Below are 10,455 nucleotides of genomic sequence, written 5' to 3'. Positions count from 1 at the left end.
CCGGCAAGGTATCCTAGGACCTGTTGGAGGTCACTCTCCGGACGCATGCTCACACGGTGGGCGAGATCCCGCTGCCTGCGCGTCTCACCGGCGAGCACCGCACCGCTGGCGGCGACGAGCAGGGCGGCACCCGCGGCGGCGGTGCGCATGGGAGGCCTCGGAGAGAGCAGCGGGATGCGCGAGGGGCCTGCCGGGTCCGGTGCGGAGGACGGCCTCAGCAGCGGGAGGCGTCGTGCGCCTCGGGCAGCTCTGATCGCCAGACGCGCGCTCAGGGCGGCGGCCGAGGCGGTGAAGGCGACGGAGAGGCCGGTCATCCACCAGCGCCTCGGGACCAGACTGGGCGCGAGGGCCGCCCAGGAGGCCGCGACCCCCACCGCCAGCGGGCGGGGATCCGGCCGGCCCGCCGCACGGCGCACGGCCCGGCCCAGGGAACGAGCTGTCCCGCCCAGGGAGCGAACGACCCCGCCCGGGGACCGGGCTGTCCCGCCCGGAGACGGGAGGCGCGGGCTCTCAGCCATCCGCAGCCTCGGGCGCGGTGGCACCTGCGGAGCGGACCACCACCTGATAGCCGCCGCTGTCGTAGACCGTGGTCCAGTCCCCGCTGTAGCGGTCCTCCGCCCAGGTCTCGATCTCCTCGCCGTAGTCGTCCGGACGGAGTGCCACGGCCTCGGGCTCCGCGTCCGCGGAGCTGCCCGTCCAGTACACGTCCGTGTGCGGGGCCAGGTAGGCCAGCAGCCTGATGTCGGTGACGACGGAGTCGTACTCGACCGCCGCCGCGACCGCGCCCTGGCCGTCCACGCGGTATCGGTCCGCTTCCCACAGGAGGTTGAGGTGGGTCTGGCTGAACAGTGCCACGGCCGCCACCGCGGCCACGAGCGGCGCGAACTCCCGTTCCTGCCGCCTGGTCCCCTCGAGGAGGCTCACGGCGACGACGGGGATGAGGACCGCCGAGTAGTGGAAGCTGGTGTCCCAGTAGCCCTCCACGTTCCCCACGAACCGCCAGGCGAGGGTGGGCAGGAGGAGCAGCGCGAACGGCGAGCGCAGGCCCACGATGCCCGCGGCGAGCACGAGGAATCCCACGGTGCCGATCTTGGTGAGCAGCCCCTCGGCGAGGACGTCTGCGAGCGCGACGTTGCCGGTGTAGTCGTACTGACCCTCCGTGTTGAATGCGGGCAGGAAGAAGACGACGGAGTAGACGAGCCAGGCGATGCCCCAGGCGGCCAGGCCCGCCGCCCACCTGAGATCCGCGCGGTTGCGCAGCCAGATCGCGAGGCCGAACACTGCGACCGTCACGCCCAGGTCCTCCTTGACGAACACGAGGAGGGCGATCGCCACCGCGGCCGGCAGCTTGCGGTCGCGGATCCACCACACGAGGCCGAAGGCCATGAGCGGCACCGCGAGCGCGATCTCGTGGAACTGGGCGGTCACGGCGTTGAGCAGGCCCCAGGAGAAGACGTAGGAGAAGGCGAGCAGCCACGTGCCCCGGACGGAGAGCCGGGTGGACGCCAGCGAGACCACCGGCCACACCGAGGCGGCGAAGAGGGCCGCCTGCGCGAGCATGAGGGTGAGTCCGGAGGGCCAGATCCAGAACAGCGGGGTGAGGACCATGAGCAGGGGGTGGAAGTGGTCGCCCCAGAGGTTGAATCCCGGTCCCTTGATATCCACGATGGGGACGCTGAACTCCGCGTACCGCGTCATCATCTGCGTGAAGATGCCGAGGTCCCAGGAGGGCGAGTAGAAGACCCGCCACATGATGACGGACAGCGCCCCGTAGAGCAGGAATGCCGCGACCGAGGCCACGGCGGGCTCCCGGCCGCGCAACAGGCGCGCGCCCGCACGTGTGGAGCGGGACGGGCCGGAGGGAGCGGGCACGGTCGTCTCGTCGGAGAACTGAGTCGTCACACTGGGACAGTATCAACCGGGAACGAGCGAAGGCCCGGACTGATACTGTGATCAGTCCGGGCCTTCCCGCTGTGCGCCATGAGGGATTCGAACCCCCAACCTTCTGATCCGTAGTCAGATGCTCTATCCGTTGAGCTAATGGCGCTTGGTGTTGTCCGCGCTGTGCTTGGCAACGGAGATAACTATACACAGCGCCCGAGGCCGCCACAAACCACGGGCGGGCGATCTGCGTCACAGGTGGGTGCGGGGTGTGGAAGACTGCGCGCCCATCCAGCTGATATGAATATGGAAACTGTCGTGCGCGGTCTCCTGATGGCGAACCACGCAAAGCGGGGACGAAGCAGGCGGGCGAGGACGCCGAGCCTGTGAGCAGGGGATCCTCGTCCGGAGTTCGAAGAGGTGGGATATGGCCGCACAGCGAAGCGAGGAGGACCGGAGCACGCCGAGGCGGCTCGTCACGGACCCCGCCCGACTGTCCGTTGCCGCCAGATCCCTATGGGCCAAGTCCGGCGACGACAGGGAACGGGAGGGCGGCGGGGAGCCCTGGCTCTCGCTCCCCCAGCACATGCTCGACTCCGCCGGTGTCGCAGGGCTGCTGTGGGACACCTGGGCTCCCGCCGCGGTGAAGGCGCACATCACACGCGGCACCGGCCTCAGCGCCGAGGAAGCCCGGACGCTCGTGGTCTGGCTCGCCTGCGTCCACGACGTCGGCAAGGCTACGCTCTCATTCGCGGCGCAGATCGACGCCAGGCCCGGCTTCGAGGAGTTCATGAATCGCATCCGGCGGGCAGGCCTGCCTCCGCGGATGTCAGCGGCCGAACGGAGCATTCCGCGGTTCCACCACTCTTTGGCCTCGAGGGTGATCGTGGAGCACTGGCTGTCCTCCGAAGGAATGGGAGGACGTGCGGCCCCTGGACTGGTCGCTGTGCTCGACGCCCATCACGGTGCCCCTTCCGCAAGAGACACCCGTTCGGCAGCCAGAGACATCATCGCGGGGTACGCACCTGCGTGGCGTGAGGTCCACACGGAGCTGCTGGACTTCGCTGCGGACCTCACCGGCGTGCGCGACGTCCTCCCCCGGCTGCGCGGTCGCATCGACGCCTCCACGCAGAGCCTCCTCACCGGCCTCGTCATCATGGCGGACTGGATCGCCTCGAACGCGGACGCCTTCCCGCTCACGGGAGATGGGATCGCCGGAGAGCGCGCCGAGGCCGGCTACTGGTCCGTCGACCTCACCGACCCCTGGCAGCCGGAGCCGCCCGAGGCCTCGGGCGGTGAAGCCCTGAACGCGCACCTCCGCAACCGGTTCGGGTGGCCGGACGAGTACGGTGCCCGGCCGGTGCAGAGCGCGGTCGCCGAGGCCTGCGAGACGCTCACCGGAGCGGGCCTCGTGATCATCGAAGCTCCGACGGGCGAAGGCAAGACCGAGGCCGCCCTCACTGCCGCAGAGATCCTGGCCGCACGGTCCGGGGCAGGAGGCGTGATGGTGGCCGCTCCCACAATGGCCACAGCGGACGGCCTGTTCCGCCGCGTGCTGGCGTGGGCGCAGCGCGCCGGTGCCGGTGGGGTGACCTCGATGTTCCTCGGACATTCGAAGAGCTTCCTCAACTCCGATTACAAAGCCCTCAGCCGCCACCGGGACGTCGACATCGATGCAGACGAACCCGGCGGTGAGGGTGCGGTGGTCGCCTCCCAGTGGCTCTCCGGGAGGAAGAAGGGCGTGCTCGCGAATTTCACCGTCGCCACCGTCGACCAGGTGCTGTTCATGGCGCTGCAGTCCAAGCACTCGATGCTGCGCCATCTGGGGCTCGCAGGCAAGGTGGTCGTCATCGACGAAGTCCACGCCTATGACGCCTACATGTCCGAGTACCTGGGCACGGCGCTTGCCTGGCTGGCGCGCTACCGGGTACCCGTCGTGCTGCTCTCTGCCACACTGCCTGCAGCGCAGAAGCGTGCACTGCTCGAGGCGTACCGCAGGGAGTTCTCCGCCGAGGAACTCCCCGCGCTCTCCACCGCCTATCCGCTGGTGACCACGGTGAGTGCGGATGGCGTGCACGAGCAGGAGGTTGCCCCTCGTCCTGCGGACCTCCATGCACGTCTCGAGATCGTCGACGATTCCCTCGGCGCGCTCCTCGACACCCTCGAACGGGAAACGGCCGATGGGGGTTGCGTTCTCGTCATCTGCAATACGGTGCGACGCGCCCAGGAGGTCTACTCGGAGGTGAGCACGCGCTTCGAGGACGAGACGGAGCTGCACCATGCCGCCTTCCTCGCCTCTCAGCGCGCGGAGAAGGAGGAGCTGCTGCGTGCGCGGCTCGGGCCGGATGCGCACAGGGGCCGGGGCCGCCCGCACAGGCGAGTCATCGTTGCGACGCAGGTGGCGGAGCAGAGTCTGGACATCGACGTCGACCTGCTGGTGACGGACCTCGCGCCCGTGGACCTCCTCATCCAGCGGATCGGCCGCCTGCACCGCCACCACGACCGCCCGCACGAGGATCGGCCCGTGAACCTGCAGACGCCGCGGGTCCTCATCCGCGGTGTGGTCTCGTTCGATCCGCCGGAGTTCGAATCCGGGACCGAGGCCGTCTACGGCCTCAGGTTGCTGCTCGCCACTCTCGCGGTGCTACAGGAAGGGCCGCTCAAGACTGGGTTCACCCGGCCGGATGACATCGCCCCTCTCGTCCACCGCGTCTACGGTGAGGAGCCGCCGATCCCTGAGTCCTGGCAGCCACAGTGGGAGGAGGCCTCGGCGCAGAGCGAGGCGGCTCAGGAAAGCGCCCGCACCCGAGCGAGTACCTACCGCATCCCGTCTCCGGGCGGAGCCGGGAGCCTCGACAGTCTGTTCATGGTTCAACAGGAGAACATCGATTCCCTGCCGGGTGAGGTGAGGGGCCTCGCACAGGTGCGCGACAGCGATCCGACCATCGAGGTCATCCCGATCCTCCGCACCCAGGACGGCTACCGACCGCTCACCGATGACAGCGCGGAGGAGCTCTACGACCATTCGGTACCGGAGCCTCGCCTCGCATTCAGCCTCGCAGCGGCCACAGTCCGGCTGCCCTCGCGCTTCAGCCGCCATGCACAGGTGTTCGAGGAGGTGCTCGACCAGTTGGAGCGGTCCACGCCGGTCGGCTGGAGCCATGCTCCTCTGCTCAAGGGCCAGGTCGCACTGCCGCTGGACGAAGACAGGTCCATCGAGCTCGCCGGTCGCAGACTCGTCTACGACGACGAGCTCGGCCTCTTCGATGACACTGCGGAGACGCAGCCGCACTCCTGTGTCCGTCCCTCCGCATACTCTGAGCTCACTGCCACCCCTCAAGGAGAGATATGAGCGAGCACCCCACCTTCTCCCTGCTCACGGAGCCGTGGATCAGCTGCGAACGCAGCGACGGCACCGATGCCCTGCTCTCCCTGCGGGAGGTCTTCGACGGCTCCACGGAGGTGGTGGAGCTCCGTGGGGATTCCCCCACTCAGGACTATGCAGTCCTGCGCGTGCTGCTCGCGATCTACTGGCGTGCGCACATGCCAGAGGCCTCCGCCGCTCCCGGTGAGACCTTCTACTTCGATGACTGGCGGGAGGACAGGTTTGCTGAGACGAACGACCCTGACGAGGTCGTCCTCAGGTATCTCGACGCGCACGCCGATCGCTTCGATCTCCTCCACCCCACGCAGCCCTTCATGCAGGTGGCTGATCTGCACACAGCCAAAGACTCACGGCTCAAAGTCTCCCGGATCATCCCCGAGGCAGAGTCCTCCTTCTTCACCATGCGCGCAGGTGAAGGGCTTCTGAGCCTCTCCTTCGCCGAGGCCGCGCGCTGGCTGATCCACACTCAGGCGTACGACTACTCCGGCATCAAATCAGGTGCCGTCGGAGATCCCCGGGTCAAGGGCGGCAGGGGGTATCCCATCGGCACCGGCTGGACGGGCATGACGGGAGGAACCACCATCCTCGGGCGGACGCTGCGGGAGACCCTCCTGCTCAACACGCCCTCCACCGCTCTCGTCGGGGCAGAGCGGGATCTGCCCGTCTGGGAACGCGACCCGGACGGCCCAGCACCTCGGGCGGTCCCCGACCCCGCCGGACCGGCCGACCTCGCCACGTGGCAGTCCCGCCGCATCCGGCTCTTCACCGAGGACGCGCGTGTGACGGCGGTGCTGGTGAGCAATGGCGACAGGATCCCTGAAGCCGGGGCCAACATCCTCGCAGATCCCATGACCCCGTACCGGTTCAGCGCCAACAAGTCCACGAAGGTCCAGTCCGTCTTCTATCCGCGGCCCTATGACACGAACCGGATGATGTGGCGCTCTTTGGAACCCCTCCTCGCCCTCGATGGCGATGTCCCGCTCGCTGGAAGCGCCCGCCCCGGCAAGCGGCCCCACACTCTCAACGAGCTGGCAGAGGCACAGGGCCCGTTCGGCTCCACCCTCAGCGTCCTCAATCTCCGGCTCACCTCAGCGTCCTATGGCCCGCAAGCCTCGGCAGCGGCCACGACGGTCGATGTGCGCATCGACATCCCCCGCACGCTCCTGCAGACGAGTCATTCGAGTGCCAGGCGGGCCGTCCTCGACAATGCGAGCGCCACGTTCGAGGCGGCGAAGGCCCTCGGGATCTTCGGCGGACGACTGCTCGTCGCAGCGGGGGGAGAGTACGCATTCGATGCGAAGGCAACCGACTCGCTCCTGGCCGGACTCGAACCTGAGTTCCGCGCCTGGCTGCGGCGGTTGGACCCGAATAGCACCGAGATCGCCGGCCCGGCGTGGCAGCGTTTCGTGGCTGAGCGCGTACGCGCCATGGCGCAGGTGCTGCTGCGCGGTGCCGGTGCCAGAGCGCTCATCGGCCGGGAGGTGGTCAATGGCGAGCGGTCCTCATTCATGACCGCCGGCACCGCCTATGCCCAGCTCCAGCGAGACCTGCAGAAGAGCCTCTCACTGCTCGCCGAACCCAAGACCACCACACCACACGCCACGGGCCCTTCCGAAGAGGAGACCACGCATGACTGATACCGTCGCACCCGCACTGTCTGAGGCACCCTCACGTGCGGAGCTCCACATTGCCGTAGGCATCACGGCATCCGCACTGCAGACCCAGTATCTGGGGCACAGGGGCGAGAGGCAGCAGACCGCAGCGCGCGCACGCCTGGCCGAACTCCGCCGCAATGCCGGGTTCACGCCCGAGCAGCGTCCGCTCGCTCTCCAGGAAGTTCTCGACGCTCTCCATCCCGGCCTCAGAGAGGAGGACCTGGGGAAGGGCGATGCACCCTCCCGGAGCGAACGCGCCGCTTTCGACGCGATGACATTGTTCGCGCTGCATATGCAGTCCGCTGACCGGCCCGTACATGTACGGGGCCTCAGCTTTGGAGCAGCGGTGGGGCTGCTGTACATCGGGACGAAGAGCGAATCCCTCAAACCGCGCTTCGACGCTCTGCTCGCGGCTCGGCATGAGCGTTCCCGTCTCACCCATGCTCGGTCCCTCATCACCCTCTTACGGGGGGCCAGAATCGGATTCGACTATGGCAGCTTTGCCCGCGACCTCCGCACTCTCGCCGGAGAGCACCGCGCCGGTGTGCTTCTTAGGTGGGGCCGGGATTTCGCCATGACACCGCGCCGCCAGACAGAAGAATCCACTTCGGAGACTTCCGTAGCTGCTGTCGATTCCTGACCACCCACACGCATTCACCCAATTTCAGAAGTCACTCATAGGAAAGGTCCCTCATGTCCCTCATCCTCGACATCCACGCTCTCCAGTCCCTCCCGCCCAGCAACATCAACCGCGACGACACCGGCGCTCCCAAGAGCGCAGTCTTCGGCGGTGTGCCACGTCATCGGGTCTCCTCGCAGTCCTGGAAGCGGGCGATCCGACGCGACTTCGAGCACACCCTCGGAAAGGAGCAGGTGGGCTACCGCACCAAGCACGCCGCGAGCCTTGTCGCTGACAGGGTTCAGGAGCTCACGGAGGCTTCAGGTGAGAAGTGGGAGCGGGAACGCGCAGAAGCCGCGGCCTCGAACCTCTTCGCCGGTGCGGGCATCAAGCTGACCGAGCCGGTGCAGAAGGAAGGTGAGGACGAGGAGAAGAAAGGAGCGGAGACCGGCTACCTCCTGTTCCTGAGCCCCGGGCAGATCGAAAGCGCTGCCCGCACACTCATCGAGACCGATGGGAAGAAGCCCACGAAGAAGGACGCCAAGGCTCTCCTCGACGACTCTCACAGCATCGACATCGCCATGTTCGGACGCATGGTCGCCGATTCTCCCGACTTCAATGTCGACGCATCGGTGCAGGTCGCTCACGCAATCGGCATCCACGAATCGGAACCGGAGTTCGACTACTACACGGCAGTCGATGATGTCGTCGAAGACAGGGAGGAGACCGGTGCCGGCATGATCGGCACGATGCAGATGATCTCCTCGACGCTGTACCGCTTCGCCACCGTGGACCTCAGCTCGCTGGCTGAGAACCTGGGGGATGAGAATGCGGCGGTGGAGGCGACGACGGCGTTCGTGAATGCTTTCATCACCTCGCTGCCCTCTGGCAAACAGAACAGCTACGCCCACAACACGGTTCCGGAGCTCGTCTACGTGGCAGTGAGGGAGTCCCGATCCCTGTCACTGGTCAACGCCTTTGAGGACCCGGTGCGGGCTGAGGACGGCAGCAGCCGGCGGCAGGCCGGGGCACAGAGGCTCGCGGCAGAAGCCAAGGCGCTTGCCGAGGACTACGGGTTCGCACCGGTCGAAAGCTTCGTGATCGGCCTGGGCGATCTCCCGGAGGCCTTCTCGGAGATCGCTGCACGCACCACGCTCCCCCAGCTCGCCGATCAGATCCGTGCCGCCCTCCGCCCTCAGGAGCAGGCATGACCAGCAGTCTTCTCCTTCTGCTGAAGGGACCCATGCAGTCATGGGGCGATGCCAGTCGGTATCGGGACCGTGCGACGAGACCCTATCCCACCAAATCGGGGGTTCTTGGGCTCATCGCGGCAGCGGAGGGCCGCCGCCGTACCGATGATCTCGAAGATCTCGCGCGTCTCCGCTTCGCGGTGCGGGTGGACCAGTCCGGAAGCGTCATGCATGACTATCAGACCTCCGAGGCGTGGCAGACGGGTGGAGGCACCAGTCTCATCAGCCGCTACTACCTTGCGGATGCGGTGTTCCTCGCCGCGGTCGAGTCCCCGGACAGGCAGATCCTCGAGGGCATCGCCACGGCACTGCGGACGCCGCGGTTTCCGCTGTTCCTCGGTCGCCGTTCCTGCCCGGCGAATCCTGACCTCGTCCCGCGGCAGGTGCGGCGGGGGAAGAACAGCGAGGACACGGCGGCAGTGGAGCCTCTGCGGGACGTTCCTGCCGTGCAGGCTCTGCGTGAGGCGCCGTGGTTCGCCTCGAATGCGCATCGAAGGACCCGCCCGAAGAACCTCGTCCTGCCGATCTATCGTGATGCGATGCCGGGTGAGGAACAGGATGGGGATCCTCGCCAGGATGTGCCTCTCTCCTTCGACCAGCGGCATCGGCGCTACGGGTGGCGGACGGTGGTCGAGGATGAAACCGGCGCGCCCATCGCGAATCCCGACGGCACCGCCAGGACTGATCCATTCTTCGAGGAGGTGATCTCCGCATGACGACCTTCACAAGGATTCTGCTCAACCCGCAGAAACGAGGTGGCCGGAAGATCCTGACGAACCCTCAGGCCATGCATGCGGCCGTCCGCGCATGCTTCCCACCGGATCTCGACGAGTCCTCGGCCCGCATCCTGTGGCGCGTGGATCAGTCGGACTATGAGCACACGCTGTACATCGTCGGTCCGGAGGAGCCTGATCGCGCGGTCATCGTCGAGCAGGCGGGCTGGCCTTCGCGTCCCGGCGAAACAGCTGACTATCGGCCACTGCTCGATTCAGTGCAGAAGGGGATGGAGCGCTCCTTCAGGCTCACGGCGAACCCGGTGAAGAGCCTCCCCGCAGAAGGGGGGAAGCGCGGCAAGATCGTTCCTCATGTGACGCCTGCCCAACAGATCGAATGGCTTTCGACGAAGGCTCCCCGGCATGGATTCGAGCTTCGTTCAGCGGAAATGCCGGGGGCAGAACAACCTGTACCGGATGTCATCGTGGATCGCCGCGAAAATCTCGCCTTCAGCCGTCAGGGCTCTGGAGGCGGCGAGCGCAGGAGAGTCTCACTGCGCACGGCCAGGTTCGAGGGCACACTGCGCGTCACCGATGCGGAGCTCTTCCGCCGCACTCTCACACAGGGGATCGGCAGAGGTCGGGCCTATGGCTGCGGACTGCTGACCCTTGCACGGATTCCCCGCTGACATGTCGGAGAACAGAGGGACCCCGCGTCCGGAGCGCATGGAGCTGGCACGTGCCGCGGACCGCATCTCCTTCTTGTATGCGGAGCGCTGCACGGTGCATAGGAGCGCCAATGCGTTGACGATCACCGATCAGCGCGGGGTGGCACATGTGCCAGCAGCAGCTTTGGGAGTGCTCTTGTTGGGGCCGGGCGCGCGGATCACGCACGGTGCCATGTCACTGATCGGAGACTGCAGCGTCTCAGTGGCGAGTGTGGGTGAGGCGG

At 67.2% G+C, this 10,455-nt stretch carries 8 protein-coding genes, 1 tRNA gene and 1 pseudogene; 7 read left to right on the top strand and 3 right to left on the bottom strand.

Annotated features, from left to right (window positions below; all coding sequences use genetic code 11):
* The 3 genes from Q0A33_RS03200 to Q0A33_RS03190 form a co-directional block, all read right to left on the bottom strand.
* Nucleotides 1-314: hypothetical protein (locus Q0A33_RS03200; RefSeq protein WP_291793023.1), on the bottom strand; the 314-nt coding region annotated here is incomplete at its 3' end.
* Nucleotides 315-510: 196 nt separating this feature from the next.
* Nucleotides 511-1,902, bottom strand: coding sequence for a DUF2079 domain-containing protein (locus tag Q0A33_RS03195; RefSeq protein ID WP_291793020.1), 1,392 nt, complete (start codon nt 1,900-1,902; stop codon nt 511-513).
* Nucleotides 1,903-1,974: 72 nt separating this feature from the next.
* Nucleotides 1,975-2,047, bottom strand: a tRNA-Arg gene (locus Q0A33_RS03190).
* A gap of 261 nt (nt 2,048-2,308) precedes the next feature.
* Between Q0A33_RS03190 and cas3 the strand changes: the two genes are divergently transcribed.
* The 7 genes and pseudogenes from cas3 to Q0A33_RS03155 all read left to right on the top strand — a co-directional run.
* Entirely contained in the window at nt 2,309-5,233 is a 2,925-nt protein-coding gene (gene cas3 / locus Q0A33_RS03185; protein ID WP_291793016.1) for a CRISPR-associated helicase Cas3', read from the top strand.
* Nucleotides 5,230-6,903 (top strand): type I-E CRISPR-associated protein Cse1/CasA, encoded by a 1,674-nt coding sequence (gene casA, locus Q0A33_RS03180; protein ID WP_291793014.1) that lies wholly within the window; start codon nt 5,230-5,232, stop codon nt 6,901-6,903. The genes cas3 and casA overlap by 4 nt, the downstream gene beginning before the upstream one ends.
* Entirely contained in the window at nt 6,794-7,561 is a 768-nt protein-coding gene (gene casB / locus Q0A33_RS03175) for a type I-E CRISPR-associated protein Cse2/CasB (RefSeq protein WP_363316528.1), read from the top strand. The genes casA and casB overlap by 110 nt, the downstream gene beginning before the upstream one ends.
* A gap of 53 nt (nt 7,562-7,614) precedes the next feature.
* A complete protein-coding gene (gene cas7e, locus Q0A33_RS03170) occupies nt 7,615-8,751 on the top strand; it encodes a type I-E CRISPR-associated protein Cas7/Cse4/CasC (RefSeq protein WP_291793008.1) in 1,137 nt (378 codons plus the stop codon).
* Complete coding sequence (cas5e, locus tag Q0A33_RS03165; protein ID WP_291792984.1) at nt 8,748-9,506, top strand: type I-E CRISPR-associated protein Cas5/CasD; 759 nt, start codon at nt 8,748-8,750, stop codon at nt 9,504-9,506. Before cas7e ends, cas5e begins: the two co-directional genes overlap by 4 nt.
* Nucleotides 9,503-10,192 (top strand): type I-E CRISPR-associated protein Cas6/Cse3/CasE, encoded by a 690-nt coding sequence (gene cas6e, locus Q0A33_RS03160; protein WP_291792981.1) that lies wholly within the window; start codon nt 9,503-9,505, stop codon nt 10,190-10,192. Before cas5e ends, cas6e begins: the two co-directional genes overlap by 4 nt.
* A 37-nt stretch (nt 10,193-10,229) precedes the next feature.
* Nucleotides 10,230-10,455 (top strand): annotated as a pseudogene (locus Q0A33_RS03155) (type I-E CRISPR-associated endonuclease Cas1); the annotation flags it as partial.

The organism is Brevibacterium sp. (genome assembly GCF_022712115.1).
GTDB lineage: Bacteria > Actinomycetota > Actinomycetes > Actinomycetales > Brevibacteriaceae > Brevibacterium > Brevibacterium salitolerans.
The sequence above is the reverse complement of the archived record's forward strand: the minus strand, read 5'-3'. Positions and strand labels throughout refer to the sequence as shown.

What these genes read in the sequence shown, in the direction of transcription:
- casA (WP_291793014.1), top strand. Translation starts at nt 5,230, where the DNA reads ATGAGCGAGCACCCCACCTTCTCCCTGCTCACGGAGCCGTGGATCAGC.
- cas3 (WP_291793016.1), top strand. Translation starts at nt 2,309, where the DNA reads ATGGCCGCACAGCGAAGCGAGGAGGACCGGAGCACGCCGAGGCGGCTC.
- cas7e (WP_291793008.1), top strand. Translation starts at nt 7,615, where the DNA reads ATGTCCCTCATCCTCGACATCCACGCTCTCCAGTCCCTCCCGCCCAGC.
- casB (WP_363316528.1), top strand. Translation starts at nt 6,794, where the DNA reads ATGCCCAGCTCCAGCGAGACCTGCAGAAGAGCCTCTCACTGCTCGCCG.
- cas5e (WP_291792984.1), top strand. Translation starts at nt 8,748, where the DNA reads ATGACCAGCAGTCTTCTCCTTCTGCTGAAGGGACCCATGCAGTCATGG.
- cas6e (WP_291792981.1), top strand. Translation starts at nt 9,503, where the DNA reads ATGACGACCTTCACAAGGATTCTGCTCAACCCGCAGAAACGAGGTGGC.